This window comes from Bacillus sp. JJ1127 (genome assembly GCF_036965845.1).
In the GTDB taxonomy this organism is placed as follows: Bacteria; Bacillota; Bacilli; order Bacillales; family Bacillaceae_G; genus Bacillus_A.
This window is the reverse complement of sequence record NZ_JBALQK010000350.1, coordinates 1-15,457: the sequence shown is the minus strand read 5'-3', so window position 1 is coordinate 15,457 and position 15,457 is coordinate 1. Positions and strand designations below refer to the sequence as shown.

The window sequence follows — 15,457 nt, the reverse complement described above, 5'->3', positions numbered from 1 at the left end:
CGTATTTGTTTAAAAAATACAAAAACGTCAACATCCCATAGGTAATTCAAGTTACTACTGAGTGTAAATTGCTTTATAATGAATATTAGATTCTAATGAGGAATTTTGGAATAAAGGAGGATGAGCAGTGAAAACAATACATGAAATCTTACAAGATTTTGCAGAAGTAAATGCATTTAGACAGGTGAGCAATTATTATGAATTAGTTCTATTATCATCAAATAAACAGGACGACATCTATAAACTTACAAAAGATTTCACTAAAGAAGACAACGTTGAACTAATACAACTGAAAGACTGGAAAGAAAAATTTCTCTTTTGCGAATATCCTGATGGTATAGAATATTGGTTTAGGAATATCCCAAAAGGTTATGAGTTGAATGGATTAACACCAAAACTATACATAATAGAGCTATTATTGACTGAATTTGAACAAGAATTATGCGAAGTGTATTGGGTACGAGTAGATGCAAAAGGCTATTATGCCTGCAGTTCTGAAGAATACATATTTAAGGCAAAGAAGGGTATATATTTCTTAAGTTTGCAGGTACATGATTAAATAAAGGGGGGAGTAAAAAAGAATTTCAATCATTTAAGATCATTACGAGACAAGAATTCAATAAAAGCAGTAAAATAAAAAACGGTTCCCTGTATGTTAAGGGCCGGTTATTCTTCTTATGCCACACTAGCAGGCGGTAAGATCTCATGTCAAAGTTTCGAGGAATAAAGAGTTACTATGAGATTTGTAAATAGATACTCGAATAGAAAAAATGATTTTACGGGGAAGGTTCTGAAAAAGTAAGGCTAGAAATGTTAGAACATGAAAGAATAGCTAGAAAAGTTATTCAAAAAGCTATAAATGAAAGGTTGAAGTTACTTGAAAACAACCATTAAAAATATAGGCGGTAAAGATATAATAGCTAAAGCAGAAGAAGCTTTAAACCTTGAAATGAACAAGCTATTTTATTTGTTATCTATAGTAGAAAATAAAATAGTTGATGGATTTACTGTACAAATTGGTTGGTCTATTTTCATTCTATCTAAACATGAAAATGGATATCATGTTCTTGCTCCAGATTATACACAAAATCCTTTTCAAGATACTACTGATGATTTAACAATTGCTTTATGGGTACAACTAGAACAAGTGCATTGGCTACGTCAGTTAAATATTGAAGGTGTAATGACAAAATTTAACGATAAAATAGTGATTGCAAAAAATGTATTCCAACTAGATGAGATTTATTTACAAAGGTCTAGTGATTGTAATGAGAATGATTCTGGCTGGTATATCGGCCCAGTTAATGAAGCAGATGAGACAGGAGAATTAGAAGCAATTTCTGCGTATGAACTACTAAAAATCAGACCTTCTATTATTCAAGTTTTATCCTTACCTTATGAATATTTGGTAGTTTTTAGAAAAGATAGTATCAAAGCAATTTTAAATGAGAACGATATTAACGTTTGGAGTGCCATTAAACAATGAAATTGATTATACTCTAAAATACAAAATCTACCCTAAAGGGGGGAGTACCCCATCTCTATCAAGCTAAGAAACTCATTGTTCCCAAAATGAAAACAATGAGCTGAATTCTCATAAATAACTGTAAAATAATAAAATTTCCGCTTTGGGGAAACTTCAAAATATTAGCTTGATAGCGATGCGGCAGAGCCCCTAATAGGAATGTGACGGTATTCCTAATTAAAGAAAAAATACAATAAATTGACAATTAATATAATTTGTACTATTATTTCAATAAATTTAATTAAGATTATAAGCTATGAAGAGAAGAGTAATTAAGGTGAGATTATTTCCAGAGAGCTCCGGTATGCTGTAAAGGAGCATTAATCTTCTTAGTGAATAAAAACTTGGAGCTCCGTATCTAACTGAGTTTTCGAACTAAGGGATAATACGGCGGGATTTCCCGTTATAGAAATAGGGTATAATTTATGTACCTGAAGAGGTTGGTGTGATGACACATCAATAAATTGGGGTGGTACCACGGAAAAATAACTTTTGTCCTCAAGATATATATCTTGAAGGTGAAAGTTTTTTGTTTTTGTAATTAGAATTAGTGAAAAAAGGAGTGTTATATATTATGAATCCTCTATTAATTGAAATTCCTGCTAATTTAGATACCGAAAGATTATTATTACGTATGCCAAAGCCTGGTGATGGAGAAAAGGTTAATGCTGCAATTCAAGCATCCATTAACGAGTTACAACCTTGGTTGCCTTTTGCGCAAAGTATACCAACGGTTACTGACACAGAAATTAACTTAAGATCAGCTCATATACAATTCTTAAATAGGGATAGTTTACGATTTCTTATTTTTCTTAAAGGGTCAGAAGAGTTTATCGGCACTTGTAGTCTTCACAATATTGATTGGGCAAAACCACAATTTGAGATAGGTTACTGGATTGACACTAGATTTAGCGGAAATGGTTATATAACTGAAGCAATACATGTGTTAACTCATTTTGCGATGATAGATTTAAAAGCAAGAAGACTAGAAATACGATGTGAATTAACCAATACTAAAAGTCGTACTATCCCTGAGAAATTAGGTTATGAGTTGGAGGGTATTCTACGAAATGAAGACTTTTCTGCCGACAGAAAAAGGCTTACAGATACATGCGTCTATGCAAAAATTAAAAGAAGCGATTGATTATAGCTATTCGTTTTGGAAAAACAATCACAGATGAACAAATTCAGCAAAAGTAGCAAAACATTTTTGTATAAATGACCTAGTGTTACATGTATCTCGGCTGAAGCCCTTTTAGAGGGGGATTTCTTCTCTCTTTGGCGTATAAAGACTAGAATTTAAGAACTGTAGGAGAGTATACTAGTGATAAGAGAGGTGAATAATATTAATAACAATGGCTAAGTTTTAATAAATCCTGTGATACCAGATATAGTTAAAGTAGGAATGACCATTAGGGAACCAGAGGATAGAGTAGAAGAATTATTACCTGCAACAGGTGTACCAACAAGTTTTATTCTTGTCTGCAAACAATTTACTGAATATTGTTTACTTTCAGGTAAAAATGATGCGTGAATTTCTAGAATAACAAGGATTTAGAGTAGCAAAAATGGTATATAAAAAATCTTAGTATGCCGAAATTTACCTCCAAGGACATCGTATACGGTGAGAATAAAAGGAGTGGTTCATCATATGAATATTAGGTCGCTAATAGGTGAGAATACAAGAGAATTCCAAAAAATTATTAACAACGTGTGTAGATTGGCACTATCAGTAAATGATTGGGGTGTTAAATAATGCACTCAGAGAAGCAAGTTGCATTAACATGTATTACCCATGACCCATCAGGTAGCTTGCTGCCAATTATACGAGAGTTAAAGGATGAATTAATAAAGCTGAACTACAATCAAAAATATATAACAATCAGTGATTTAACTCCAGAGAAAGTTGTTAGTGAATTAGAACAATGTAATTTTAATGTAAATATTATTGAAAAATCAGGAGCAGCAAATGCTCGAAGAGAATCATTAAAATTTGTTAATAATTATAGTCATGATTATTATCATTACTGTGACTTTGATCGTCTATTGACGTGGATTATTGAGTTTCCAGATGAATTGGATACCTTGATAAAGAACATAGCTGATGTAGATTACTTAATAATTGGGCGGACACAGAATGCTTTTAATACACATCCTGAAGAATGGAAAGTTACGGAGTCAATATCGAATAAAATTATGTCGTTACAATTAGGAAGAGATGTTGATATTACAGCTGGTTCGTGTGTATTATCAAAACGCTCGATGGACTACATAATAAAATATTCTAGTTGGAAAATGACAGATGCAGAATGGCCAATGATTATTAATAAATTGACAGACTTTGATATTGATTATATTGAAGTAGAAGGTTTAAAGTATATAAATAAACTCAATAAAGACAATATAATTGATCCTGTACAATCATGGTCGACTAGGTTGAAGCTTTCGTATATTATAAGTCAATCAATCTCGGATTTTGAAAACAAAGTCCTAAAAATCAAGATCGATTAACTGAATATTAAAAAAGTTTAATTCGTTGTTGCTGAAGGGACAAACTATCGGATATAGAATGTATCCACCATAATAACAATTGGTTGTTTTTACAAGTGAGTTAGGCTGTGTCTAACAATTTGGATGCACTTCAGCAATAGCCCAGCGGTAAGGTGGGGATGAATTTCGAAAATACGTTAAAGTTCAGAAAGAAAAGGAGTGACAAATTGAATTCTTGGAAAAATCCTATTCTTTTATTATCAGGAATAGGCATCTCATATTTAGGGAATTGGATTTACCTAATTGCACTTAATATAGCAATTTTAAATTTAACAGGTTCGGCCATAGCCGTTGCAGGTCTTTATATCATTAGGCCAATTGCAATATTAATCACGAATACATGGTCTGGGAGTGTAATTGACCGAGTTAACAAAAAAAGATTAATGATATTTATTGATATTGTTAGAGGAATTTTGATTATGTTAATTCCTTTTATAGGTTCATTATGGTTTATATATTTATTGCTCTTGCTAGTTAATATCGTAGGGGCATTTTTTGGACCAAGTTCAACTATTTATATTACTAAATTAGTTCCGTCAGAAAAACGTAAAAGATTCAATTCAATTATGAGTATGACCAATTCAGGTGCCTTTCTAATCGGTCCAGCAATTTCTGGAATTCTTGTCATGTATTTTGGTACGGATTTATGTATTATTATTAATGCCGTTACTTTTTTAATTTGTGCGTTGTTTATATATCTACTTCCTAATGTAGATATAGATATAGGGGAAATACGAGAACCTATTCATTTGAAAACTCTAATTGAAGATTGGAAAACAGTGAAGAAATTCATCCAAAATGCAAAATATTTCATTGTGGTGTATTTATTATTTCAAGGTGCAATGTTAATTGGATTTGCATTAGATTCACAAGAAGTTACATATATTAAACAAAACTTAAAATTAACTGATAGAGATTACGGAATAATAGTAAGTATAACGGGAATTGGTGCATTAGCTGGAGCATTTGTTGCAGCAGTTTTGGCTAAAAAAATTCATCTAAAGTTATATATAGGTGCTGGAATGTTACTAACATCTATAGGGTATGTGTTTTTTTACTCATCCTTTAATTTTATCGCTGCAACTTTTTCATTTGCTTTTCTAGGTTTTTTTATGGCTTTTGCAAACACAGGGTATGCAACCTTTTTCCAAAGTAATGTACCAGTAAAAATCATGGGTAGATTTGGAAGCCTAGCTGATATGATTCAAGGTTTTATTCAAATAGTCTTCACACTTCTTCTAGGGTTTTTGGCAGAATGGTTCTCATTACAGCTAATTTGTATTGTCTTTTCTATTGTGGGTACATTATTTGCTACCATTCTTTTTGTAACAATCTTAAGACCTTCAACGCTTTTAGACAAGGATTCCCCTCCCTCAAGGAACGTGAAGGTGCAATAGCACCAGTGAGTAGGTGGGGAGGAATTTCCTTTTTGTGTAATTGAATATTCTTTATTTTCGGCAAATGACAAAGCGGTGTAAGATCGCTTTGTAAAAAGATCAAAGAAGAGGAGATGAGAATTCTATCATTTTGTCCTTGCCAATAACCCTATCAAGCAGCATCACTAGATAGATAAGGAGTTCCATCTTAACGTTAAATCCGAATGTAATGAAAGGAGATAAGAGTAAATAAGATTGATATAATCATCTATTTGTATTTGACAACAGGCCATTTTTCCTTGCGTAACGCGTTCATCAATTCTGGACCTACATGTAAGTGTTCCTCTACTAACTCTTTTGGAGTCAGCGCCATCCATTGGTTCAATGACACGTCAGCAAAGCGATTACTCTTGAACATCTCCAGAAACCATAAGCTTTGATGACCTGTGTTTTGGATGTAATGTCCCATGGCGAACGGTACATATCCTACATCGCCGGCCCGGTAATTAAAAGTTCGAGCTGTGCCATTCGCTGCAAATACCGTCATGCGTCCAGTTCCTGAGAGGTAATATTGCCACTCATCGTTATTCGGATGCCAATGCATTTCCCTCATTCCGCCTGGCTTGATTTCCACCAACGCTGCCGCAATTGTAGTTGAAGTGGGGAAGTTGGTGGAATCAACTATACGTACCGCCCCGCCCGGAGTTACAATCGGATCTTGTGCAAGCAGCCGATGTGTGAAGCTTTTTGGCACATTACCATAAGGATCCGAAATCTTCTGACTTTCCAGCGTGCCGGGCACCTTTGCTTGAAAAATGTATCGTTGTTTTGTAGGTATATGAGCGAAGGCGCTTTCCAGTACACCGAAATTCGCAGCCAGCACGTCCCTTGGTGTGTGGGCGAACCAATCAGTAATAGAGAAGGTGTCGAAATCGGAGAAGTTGCCATCGTCGAACACGAGCAGAAATTCACAACCTTCCTCCAGCCCTTGAATCGAGTGTGGAATTCCGGCTGGAAAGTACCACAAATCCCCTGCGCCGACATCGGCTATAAAATTCCGTCCGTCCTGGTCGACCGAAGTGATTCGTGCCCGCCCTAAAATCATATAGGCCCATTCAGCTTGCTTATGCCAATGTAACTCACGCACACCGCCCGGCGTTAGACGCATGTTCACCCCCGCAAGCGTGGTTGCGATCGGTAGTTCTCTAATCGTTACTTGCCGTGACCAACCGCCGTGATTTAACTGCATATTGGTGTCAGAAAAAGAGAACTTTAAATTAGGGATCGTTCCGGCGTCGGTGACCGGTGGAACTAACATGTCAGGGTTTTCAATATCTCTCATGATATCCCGGGGACCAAAATCGGTCGCGCCAGCGCCATCATCTCTTATAGGATGCGGTATATTTCCATACACAGTTTTATTCGAAGGTCGTGATTCCACAAAACATACTCCTTTCTTATTACAAAGTACTGCAATGTCTGTATTATTGCTTTATGTATCATATAGATAGGATATGTATGGTTCCTTGTACCAATATATGATATAAACATGTTTGGTATGCAGGTATACAGAATAAAGGAAACGGTGAGGAAATGACGATGTATATCTTATTTTATTCCAAAGCTACACTCAGTCCTTTTACTACAAAAGTTGTAGTTTTTTAATTGTAATTTCACTCTTCAGATGGATTTTTTCTGTTAGTTATTCAAATAAAATACTAAATAGACATAATAAATTTGGAGGTTGATTACAATGATTACACACATTTCAGATATAAAGTTACAAACACTTTCTATAGAAGGAGTAAAGCAGGTTTACCGAGATATACTATCTTTACCAATAAAAAAAGAAACTGCATCATTTGTTCAATTTCAAATAACACCTTATACAACAATTAGTTTTCATGAAATATACGAACCCATCGTGCCAACTCACTTTGCTTTTCAAGTCCCATTTTCAAAATTTTTCGAAACAGCAAAGTGGGTTGAAGAATCAGGCCTACTTATTGCTAAATGGAAGGATGGTCACACAATTGATGAAGAAAATGGTTGCTTGAATCTATACTTTCGTGATGGAGATGGAAATCTTCTTGAAATTATTGCTCATAACTATGTGGAAGAAGATGTTTTAATTCCACATTCACCTCTCAACGTTTTATACGTAAGAGAAATAGGTCTTCCAGTTAAAAGTGTACCTGCATTTACAAAGTGGCTAAAATCAAATTTACGCATGAATACAATTAAAGACGGAGAGATTTTCAATTTTGTAATTAGCGGAACAGCATATATTGTTGCGAATTCGTGGAATAGACCTTGGCTCCCAATCGCAATGAAAGCTTTGCCACCGAAAATACACGTTTCTTTTGGAACACCGAATCTTTCATTCTTACAAGAGATTCAAGAGAATTTTCGGCAAAACAACATTCCATTTGATTTTTATAATAATGAGGTATCGTTTATTCAAGAAGGATATTCATTTTCCGTACAGTATACTACAGAGTTTCACTCCGATATCCCGAGTAAATTAAAACTACCACTTTCTATTAAAAAGTAGAACGTGGTAGTTTTAATTTGTTTCAAAGTAATATGTATAATTGTAAAATCCCAAAATGATTTAGATTCTTGATTTAAGTCAATGACCAGTCATAATCTTCCTATTAAAATAAAACCAAACATTGTAATATAGGAGGGTATATTATGGATACATCAGTAAAAAAACAATCATATCAACGAAAATCTGCTCTCATTGCGGGCATATCACTTATTATCATGACAATTACTGCATTTTTTTCCTATGGTTTCGTCCATGGAAGCCTTGTGGTGCAAGGAGATGCCAGCGCCACTTTTAATAACATTAAGTTATCAAATATGCTTTTCAAAGCTGAAATCTTTGGGTGGGTCATCATCCTGATCACTGACATTGTGGTCGCCTGGGCCTTTTATATCTTTCTGAAGCCAATTAACCAAAGCCTTTCATTGCTCGGTGCCTGGCTCCGTCTTACTTACGCGACTATATTGGGCATTGCCATACTGAATTTAATCTTTGTATTGCTTCTTTCGAAAAGCACAGACTATTTATCATTATTTAAAATTGATCAACTTCAGGCACATATGATGTTGTTTCTTGAAGCATTTGAATTTATTTGGTCTATAGGATTGATTATTTTTGGCGGGCATCTCATGATTGTAGCATATTTGGCCCTCAAATCAGATAGAATACCTAAAGTCATTAGCATATTATTGTTGCTTGCTGCAATAGGCTATATTGTCATTAATTTATTTAGCACGATTCTTTCACAATATGATACGGTAATTTCAATTCTTAAAATTGGATTTAGTGTACCAATGATTGTAGGAGAATTGGGCTTTGGTATATGGCTACTATTCAAAGGAGGAAAAGTCCCGAAAGATGTATGACAACTTTCTAAAACGTATCTTTTTTGATTCGCTTCTTGATTCTACTTAATGATTCTGGGGTAATACCAAGATAGCTCGCCAATTGATGTTGGGGGACACGATTGACTAAATGAGGTCGTTTCCGTAATAGTGCTTTGTAGCGTTCTTCTGGTGTAGATGCAATAAACGAAGCCAATTCATCTTGTACCTCACCAAAGTTATGCTCGATCATTTGGCGTGTCATTGTTTCCAATTGTGAGTGTTTATTATACATGTCCTTTTCGGTGTCAAGGTCACCAACGACCAATATACAGTCTTCTAGGCAAGTTAAAGAGTACACGGATGATTTATCCTGTTTATGATGATTGAAATTTGAAATGGCTTGTTCCTCTGTGTAAAAATTGGATGTGACCTCTTTTCCCGTTTTATCTATAGAATACTGTCTTACACATCCCTTCAATACAAAATAACATTTAGTCGGAACATCTCCTTGTCTAAGGAGCATTGTTCCTTTTTTATATTCTTCAATTTGTATATCTTCAACAATTGCCTGTTGTTCTTCTTCGCTTAGTGTTGTAAATCTAGTCATATACTTCATTAATATTTTTTTCATTTTGTTCTCTATTCAACTCCTTTGATTAAGTTATTATGATTAACATCATTTTTGTATTACAAAACTTCTTAGCAAGCTACTCAATAAATATCATTAAACTTTCTTTTTTTCATTATAAACCTATTTCAATATATTGGTTGGAAAATAATGGTTCTATGCTACGACTGATTATGGATTATTTAAAACAAATTCAAGATGAGTTAATCCAAGAACAAAAGTACATCCAATTAAAGGATTCTATTTTTAGGGCATCTAATGAAATATGAAAAATAATATAAATTCTCAAAAAATACATTTACAATTTATGATTTTTGGAATAAACTTCTAATTACGGGGTTGTCAATTACAAATAAATGGAAAGTTCGTGCGTTATATCTAATGTAACAGGGGCTAAGTTTAGTTATGAAAAAGTACAGAATGTAATAATTAAAGTTGCCAAAGAAGAAGTAGATATCGATTCATTGTTGTTCGCAGAGATTTTAATAGTATTACAGGATTAGCTTGATCAAGAGCTTGAAGTAGAAGAGCATTTAAGCACAAAAGAAAGTACACTAACTGTTAATGATTTGATTAAAGCAGTACGTACACACCCCATAGGTTTAAATGTTTAAACGTGTTTAAAATATTATAACGATAAGGATGTAGATTATGGAAAATTATGAATGCAAAAACCGAGAGAATATCTTAGAACAATTTAGATTAACAACACCGATTTTCCAAGCGTTAGGTGATATTAATAGACAACAAATAATCATGGTTTTACTTAAAAATGATAGCCTTAATGTAAATCAAATAACTGAAAACATGAATATTTCTAGACCTGCTGTATCTCACCATTTGAAAATTTTAAAGCAAGCAGGCTTGATTACTCCAAACAAAAATGGGAAAGAAATTTATTATTCTTTAAGTACGAATGAATTTTTGAAGCATATTAAAGAGTTAGTATCCGCAATTGAAGCAGGATATTAATTTTTTTAATAATCAAGTTTATAAGTTTGAACATATAAACGTGATTACAATGAACTTTGAAAATAGGGAGAGCAAAAAATGAAAAGTCACAACACTTCAAACAAAATATACTTTTTAATGCTATTAGTGCCTTTATTTTGGGGCGGTTCATTTTCAACGGCAGAACATGTAGTAACGGAAATTCCACCTCTTGTAGCTGCAACACTTCGCTTTGGGATAGCTGGCATCATACTCATGATTTATTTAACGATTAAATCAGAATGGCACATAGCTTCTTTAAAGAAAAGATGGAAAGGTTTATTACTAGTTTCATTGACTGGAATTTTTGGATATAACGCACTTTTCTTTTTGGGTGTAAATTATACTTCTGCAATCAATGGTTCTTTAATCATTGCAACAATGCCTATCTTTGTCACGTTAGGTGCGATAATTTTTTCAAATGAAAGATGGAATAACAAAGTAGGAATAAGCTTAGCTTTATCATTAATTGGTGTTGTTATAGTTATTACAAAGGGATCTCTGGATATGTTACTTTCATTAGTTTTTAATATAGGTGATGTATTGTTTATTGCAGCATTAACATGTGGTGTAATTTATGGTCTAGTTGGCAAATCCGTAATGAAAGACGTATCGCCTTTGTTCGCTACTACAATTATGACTGTAATAGGAGCCGTTTTCCTTGCAATTACTTCAATATTTGAAGGGGGATGGGGAAGTATTCCAAGTATGTCAGTTCAAGGATGGCTAGAGATGTTTTATATGGTCATATGCGGAACTCTTGTTGGATATATTATATTCAACAAAGGCGTGGAACAGATTGGAGCAAGTAAAGCAAGCATATATTTAAATCTTACTCCAATTGTAACTACATTAATTTCCGTTTTATTCTATGGTTCCGCAATGACTTGGAAACAAGTTATTGGAATGATACTAGTTTTAATAGGTGTCTATATCGCTACAGTAAAAACTACAAAGAAAAGTAGGAGTGTTTCCTTAAATAATTAAAGAAATATTGCTACCCCATTAAATGAATCTTTACAAGGAAATATAAGGTATTTAACAGGATTTCCATATTTTGATCCTTTTCTAACCACAATAGAGATGATAATTCAACAACAAGATTTAACACTAAAATAGTGGAGTTGTTAAAATGAATCTTAGATGGAATAGAGAAAATGTTATGTTTGAGACATTGAGAGAGGCTGAAGTATAGGCGGACTCGATAGGGAATGAAATATATGGATGGGTCTATGATGGTTATGTTACGCCTGATTATAAGATAGCCTATGCGCTCTCTTTTCAACTAGCTCAAGTCTCTCACTTTAAAGTTCATACAGAAATAGACGTAAATAATGAACCTTGGTTGTATAAAGTATGGGTTATTTCTTCTACTGAAACACCTTAGTAATTAGCTAAGGTGTTGTTTTATTACTGAATAGAAAAAGTTGTCTAGTTGTAAGTGTGTTTGGTGCATATTCTTTTTATATCCTTGCAATATAAAAAGGTCTTCTTATATTGATATCGAAATATATTAGAGGAATAAGAATATTAAAACGCTATTTTATGGAGGATTTTATGGAAATTCGACAATATAAACAAGAAGATGAAACAGGATGGGTACGTTGCCGAACATTATCATTTTTAGATACCGCTTACTATGACAATGTTCTTAGAGAAAAAGAAAAATATGAGAATCCTGCTATCGAATTAGTGGCGGTACATGATGGAGAAATAGTTGGATTAATTGATATTGAATACGAATTAGAAGAAGGCACAGTTTGTTCAAAAGGGATAGGTCTTGGTGGTATGATTTGGCATATTGCTGTCCATCCAGATTTTCGTAGACAAGGAATAGGGAATCGACTTTTATATGAGGCAGAAAAATTAGCAATCAAACATCAGTTAAATCGATTAGAAGCTTGGACAAGGGATGATATGTGGGTACATCAATGGTACGAAAAAAATGGATTTTTAAACACTGATTCCTATTTACACGTATATATGGATGAGGAAAAAGAGGTAAATGGAGTACTCAAAAGCAATACACCCAACTTATTCCCGATTCAAGCATTTGCACACTATGTTGGAAAAGATAGAGAAGATATACAAAAACAGTTTAAGCGAGTACATGAATGTTTTTGCTTTGTAAAAACACTCAATTGAACCAACTTTTAATAGGTGGAATAACAAATATTTTCTTCAAGAAACAAGAAAAAGGCGCTCAACATGAGCGTCTTTTTTATATATCAAAGCTCTATAAATCAGCCTACAGTCTGATGATTGCTTTTTTTCATCTTTTATAATCAAAAGGTATTACCCTGTTTTCGAAAGTATGGAATGGTTAGAGCTGAATATAATTTTTAATATTACAGTATGGAATTGGGGGAGAAGCATGGATATCATTCTTGTTATTCTTGTCATTGTTTTATTGCAAGGAAGAGAGCGTAAAGTAAAAGTCAATCGTCTTTGGCTTGTTCCAGCTTTGCTTCTATACGTAACCATTCAATCCATTATGCATATGGGAGCTTTAAGCTTATGGGAAAGCATTATATTTCTTACAACCTTCTTAATTGGCTTAGGACTCGGTGTGGTAAGAGGGAGATTGTTAACATTCCGATTGGATAGTGAAACGGGCCATGTATTACGGAAAGGAAATTGGGTAAGTACCATTTTTCTTCTTGTTATTTTAGGAGCAAAAATTTTTATTAAACAAAGCATGTTTTTAGGTAACACACATTATGCATTAACAATTGTGACAAATGCTTTTTTATGTATGACGCTTGGTACTATCATTAGTAGAAGATATTATATTTGGAGAAAATATCAAGAATTAACGAGTAAGGGATAGAAGTAGTTCCTCCTTTGATTAGTAAATGTAAAAACGGTGATACTAATAGACAATGAACGTTTACGACAAGGGATGATACAATGATTTTTATTTATACCGACTTTGGTGGAACACATACAACTTCACTTGCAGCAGCATATCATTTGAACAAACTTCCAACTGATCGGAAATTAACAAAAGAAGAAATTTTAAATGTAGATTATTTCAATAAACTTAAAACTTCTGATATGGGAAAAATTATTTTTCACGGACGAGATGAAGGAGGAAACCCAGTTTACACAATAGGACATGGAACATCAAAGTTAGTTGTTCCAGCTATGAAGAATTTAGGAGAAATTCTTCAACAGCAATATCACAACAATGAAAAAATCATTTTTTCAAATACATCACCAACAGTGCCACTTCCTATGACGTTTGGAGGCTTATTTTCAAGAAGGTTACATATTGATTTTATTGGCGTTCCATTACTCGTATGGGGAGCAAAGCTTTGTTGTGATAATGTACAACGACTTGTTAGTTATACAAAAGAAGCTGGAAGAATGACTAATGATTCTGTTGTTATTTTAGAAAATGAAACTTTTTAGGCTAAACTCCCTTTGCTATAAGGGTATTTAACCTTTATTCTTGTGCTTATAAACATTATCACTTTTTTAGTGCTCTTAATTTAAAACATAAAAAAGGACCGTTTTTTAAACTGTCCTTTTTTTGCTAATTTAACTAAAAATAAATACACAAAATAAGCAAATTATTTATTTGAGAAGGCGGGAGAGAGATGGGGCAATTTTCAGTATATTTTCATTTCACAAATGAAACATACAAAAAGTGTGAGATAGAAAGTGAAAGTCGTGCAGAGTTGATTCATAAAATTGAAGAAAGTAAATGGTTTGAAGACGGAGAATGTATCATTAATTTAAGACACGTTACATATATAAAAATCAAAGAAAAGAATACAACAGTGCGAAATACAACACCAAGAGTACTATGAGGTCGTGTCTTCTAGTTTTATTTTTAATTAAGCCACTGCTATGGGGCATCGACTGACATGGATGCTCTCTTTTTATTTTGAATAAAATGGACATTTAAATAGAAGCACAGGACTATAATGTGTCCTGTACTTCTATAACAATTCGACTTTTTTTCGAATGACAATCTTATCAATATCGTCTTCTTCATCTCCAATAAATAAACCGCGCTCTTTCAAATATGTTTCAAAATATAAATCTGCTTCCGCACGCTCATCATAAGGTTTTACAGATAAAACAAATCCTAGTTTATTTTGTTCTTCTAAATGAGAAGTGGAGATATAAGCTGGAATGTTATGACGTAAAAAGAGTTCCTTAACAGGAATAATCATATCCTTCATCAATTTTGATAACATGCTCAGTTCAAAATCGAAGTTAAAGCGATCAATACTAGATAAGTCCGCGAATACAACTCCAATAAATCCAGTATTAAATACTTCTTGATATTCTGCTTCTTGGTCATTGTCACCATAAAAATTCTTTTCAATTAAATAATTTTTAAAATAAGCAATGCCATCTGCTTGTTCAAACGGTTTTGTTGAAAGAACAAAACCAATCTTCTTTTGTTTATGTAAATACACACAAGACATATGTGCAGAAATAGTATGCTCTTTAAATAAAGAACTTGTTGCTCCTGCAAGACCATCTAATACATGATGGACAATTTGAAGCTTTTTTCGAGCGAAATAATAGGATTTTTTCTGTAATTCCAATGTATCAATAAAGACAGAGCCAATAAAGCCTGTATTTGAGATAGTAGGTGTATGCTTTTTTCTTCCTCTGCGCTTATTTTGAGCCATTGTAAAAATCATCCCTTCAAGTACGATTAAAATAAAAAGAACATTTGTTCGTATATCTATATTTTACTATTTAATCACTATAAAGTAAAGGATTTTTCACTAAAATAGCAATAAAAAAGACACCTATAATAAGGTGTCTTAACGCAGTCGAGAAGAGGGTTCAACCCACTTTATTTGCAATTTATATTATGAAACAGAGACCAGTTCTTCTGCATCTTCTACATCTAAATGACAATCCATTGTACGTACATCTTGATCTTCATGACTTCCGAAATAAATAGTAATTTTCATATGTATCGCTCCTTTATTCTAGGAATACCTAAAATAATTACTAGTAATGTTACTGCCTATTATATAC

General features: G+C 33.3%; 17 protein-coding genes, 1 pseudogene and 1 other annotated feature. Of the genes and pseudogenes, 15 read left to right on the top strand and 3 right to left on the bottom strand.

Annotated features, from left to right (window positions below; translation table 11 throughout):
• The first annotated feature begins 127 nt into the window (after positions 1 to 127).
• The 6 genes from V7183_RS24235 (at position 128) to V7183_RS24210 (ending at position 5,472) form a co-directional block, all read left to right on the top strand.
• The gene (locus V7183_RS24235; protein ID WP_097897544.1) at positions 128 to 559 is read left to right on the top strand and encodes a hypothetical protein; all 432 of its coding nucleotides are present in this window, start codon (positions 128 to 130) and stop codon (positions 557 to 559) included.
• A gap of 318 nt (positions 560 to 877) precedes the next feature.
• On the top strand, positions 878 to 1,486 hold the full coding sequence (locus V7183_RS24230) for an immunity protein Imm33 domain-containing protein (RefSeq protein WP_335361111.1): 609 nt from the start codon (positions 878 to 880) through the stop codon (positions 1,484 to 1,486).
• 286 nt (positions 1,487 to 1,772) lie between these two features.
• Positions 1,773 to 2,028, top strand: a binding site (T-box leader).
• 71 nt (positions 2,029 to 2,099) lie between these two features.
• A complete protein-coding gene (locus V7183_RS24225; RefSeq protein ID WP_335361110.1) occupies positions 2,100 to 2,669 on the top strand; it encodes a GNAT family N-acetyltransferase in 570 nt (189 codons plus the stop codon).
• A 261-nt stretch (positions 2,670 to 2,930) separates the two neighbouring features.
• Entirely contained in the window at positions 2,931 to 3,059 is a 129-nt protein-coding gene (locus V7183_RS24220) for a hypothetical protein (RefSeq protein ID WP_335361109.1), read from the top strand.
• A gap of 221 nt (positions 3,060 to 3,280) precedes the next feature.
• Positions 3,281 to 4,036: a hypothetical protein gene (locus V7183_RS24215; protein ID WP_335361108.1), complete on the top strand. Its 756-nt coding sequence runs from the start codon at positions 3,281 to 3,283 to the stop codon at positions 4,034 to 4,036.
• Positions 4,037 to 4,242: 206 nt separating this feature from the next.
• A complete protein-coding gene (locus tag V7183_RS24210; protein ID WP_335361107.1) occupies positions 4,243 to 5,472 on the top strand; it encodes an MFS transporter in 1,230 nt (409 codons plus the stop codon).
• Between the two features lie 247 nt (positions 5,473 to 5,719).
• Here V7183_RS24210 and V7183_RS24205 read toward each other — a convergent pair whose 3' ends face one another.
• A complete protein-coding gene (locus tag V7183_RS24205) occupies positions 5,720 to 6,892 on the bottom strand; it encodes an oxalate decarboxylase family bicupin (RefSeq protein ID WP_335361106.1) in 1,173 nt (390 codons plus the stop codon).
• Between the two features lie 312 nt (positions 6,893 to 7,204).
• Between V7183_RS24205 and V7183_RS24200 the strand changes: the two genes are divergently transcribed.
• Positions 7,205 to 8,005, top strand: coding sequence for a VOC family protein (locus V7183_RS24200; protein WP_335361105.1), 801 nt, complete (start codon positions 7,205 to 7,207; stop codon positions 8,003 to 8,005).
• A 143-nt stretch (positions 8,006 to 8,148) separates the two neighbouring features.
• Positions 8,149 to 8,868 carry a DUF4386 domain-containing protein gene (locus V7183_RS24195; RefSeq protein ID WP_335361104.1) on the top strand — a complete coding sequence of 240 codons (720 nt, stop codon included), beginning with the start codon at positions 8,149 to 8,151 and terminating at the stop codon, positions 8,866 to 8,868.
• Between the two features lie 7 nt (positions 8,869 to 8,875).
• On the opposite strand, the gene V7183_RS24190 is transcribed toward V7183_RS24195, so the two are convergent.
• The gene (locus V7183_RS24190) at positions 8,876 to 9,460 is read right to left on the bottom strand and encodes a Crp/Fnr family transcriptional regulator (protein WP_335361103.1); all 585 of its coding nucleotides are present in this window, start codon (positions 9,458 to 9,460) and stop codon (positions 8,876 to 8,878) included.
• Positions 9,461 to 10,108: 648 nt separating this feature from the next.
• Here V7183_RS24190 and V7183_RS24185 point away from each other — a divergent pair.
• From V7183_RS24185 to V7183_RS24155, 7 genes and pseudogenes are all read left to right on the top strand, one after another.
• Entirely contained in the window at positions 10,109 to 10,429 is a 321-nt protein-coding gene (locus V7183_RS24185; protein ID WP_335361102.1) for an ArsR/SmtB family transcription factor, read from the top strand.
• 78 nt (positions 10,430 to 10,507) lie between these two features.
• A complete protein-coding gene (locus tag V7183_RS24180) occupies positions 10,508 to 11,434 on the top strand; it encodes a DMT family transporter (protein WP_335361101.1) in 927 nt (308 codons plus the stop codon).
• 145 nt (positions 11,435 to 11,579) lie between these two features.
• Positions 11,580 to 11,834: pseudogene (locus tag V7183_RS24175) on the top strand (hypothetical protein).
• A 170-nt stretch (positions 11,835 to 12,004) separates the two neighbouring features.
• On the top strand, positions 12,005 to 12,592 hold the full coding sequence (locus V7183_RS24170; protein WP_373605248.1) for a GNAT family N-acetyltransferase: 588 nt from the start codon (positions 12,005 to 12,007) through the stop codon (positions 12,590 to 12,592).
• Between the two features lie 229 nt (positions 12,593 to 12,821).
• Positions 12,822 to 13,277 carry a DUF1453 family protein gene (locus V7183_RS24165; protein WP_097897533.1) on the top strand — a complete coding sequence of 152 codons (456 nt, stop codon included), beginning with the start codon at positions 12,822 to 12,824 and terminating at the stop codon, positions 13,275 to 13,277.
• Between the two features lie 80 nt (positions 13,278 to 13,357).
• Positions 13,358 to 13,861 (top strand): DUF3189 family protein, encoded by a 504-nt coding sequence (locus tag V7183_RS24160; protein ID WP_097897532.1) that lies wholly within the window; start codon positions 13,358 to 13,360, stop codon positions 13,859 to 13,861.
• 188 nt (positions 13,862 to 14,049) lie between these two features.
• Entirely contained in the window at positions 14,050 to 14,262 is a 213-nt protein-coding gene (locus tag V7183_RS24155; RefSeq protein WP_097897531.1) for a hypothetical protein, read from the top strand.
• Between the two features lie 132 nt (positions 14,263 to 14,394).
• On the opposite strand, the gene V7183_RS24150 is transcribed toward V7183_RS24155, so the two are convergent.
• Positions 14,395 to 15,111: a hypothetical protein gene (locus tag V7183_RS24150; RefSeq protein ID WP_170958167.1), complete on the bottom strand. Its 717-nt coding sequence runs from the start codon at positions 15,109 to 15,111 to the stop codon at positions 14,395 to 14,397.
• Between the last annotated feature and the right edge of the window lie 346 nt (positions 15,112 to 15,457).

What these genes read in the sequence shown, in the direction of transcription:
- V7183_RS24150 (WP_170958167.1), bottom strand. Translation starts at nt 15,111, where the DNA reads ATGATTTTTACAATGGCTCAAAATAAGCGCAGAGGAAGAAAAAAGCAT.
- V7183_RS24185 (WP_335361102.1), top strand. Translation starts at nt 10,109, where the DNA reads ATGGAAAATTATGAATGCAAAAACCGAGAGAATATCTTAGAACAATTT.
- V7183_RS24170 (WP_373605248.1), top strand. Translation starts at nt 12,005, where the DNA reads ATGGAAATTCGACAATATAAACAAGAAGATGAAACAGGATGGGTACGT.
- V7183_RS24195 (WP_335361104.1), top strand. Translation starts at nt 8,149, where the DNA reads ATGGATACATCAGTAAAAAAACAATCATATCAACGAAAATCTGCTCTC.
- V7183_RS24225 (WP_335361110.1), top strand. Translation starts at nt 2,100, where the DNA reads ATGAATCCTCTATTAATTGAAATTCCTGCTAATTTAGATACCGAAAGA.
- V7183_RS24220 (WP_335361109.1), top strand. Translation starts at nt 2,931, where the DNA reads ATGACCATTAGGGAACCAGAGGATAGAGTAGAAGAATTATTACCTGCA.
- V7183_RS24155 (WP_097897531.1), top strand. Translation starts at nt 14,050, where the DNA reads ATGGGGCAATTTTCAGTATATTTTCATTTCACAAATGAAACATACAAA.
- V7183_RS24215 (WP_335361108.1), top strand. Translation starts at nt 3,281, where the DNA reads ATGCACTCAGAGAAGCAAGTTGCATTAACATGTATTACCCATGACCCA.
- V7183_RS24165 (WP_097897533.1), top strand. Translation starts at nt 12,822, where the DNA reads ATGGATATCATTCTTGTTATTCTTGTCATTGTTTTATTGCAAGGAAGA.
- V7183_RS24200 (WP_335361105.1), top strand. Translation starts at nt 7,205, where the DNA reads ATGATTACACACATTTCAGATATAAAGTTACAAACACTTTCTATAGAA.
- V7183_RS24180 (WP_335361101.1), top strand. Translation starts at nt 10,508, where the DNA reads ATGAAAAGTCACAACACTTCAAACAAAATATACTTTTTAATGCTATTA.
- V7183_RS24190 (WP_335361103.1), bottom strand. Translation starts at nt 9,460, where the DNA reads ATGAAAAAAATATTAATGAAGTATATGACTAGATTTACAACACTAAGC.
- V7183_RS24160 (WP_097897532.1), top strand. Translation starts at nt 13,358, where the DNA reads ATGATTTTTATTTATACCGACTTTGGTGGAACACATACAACTTCACTT.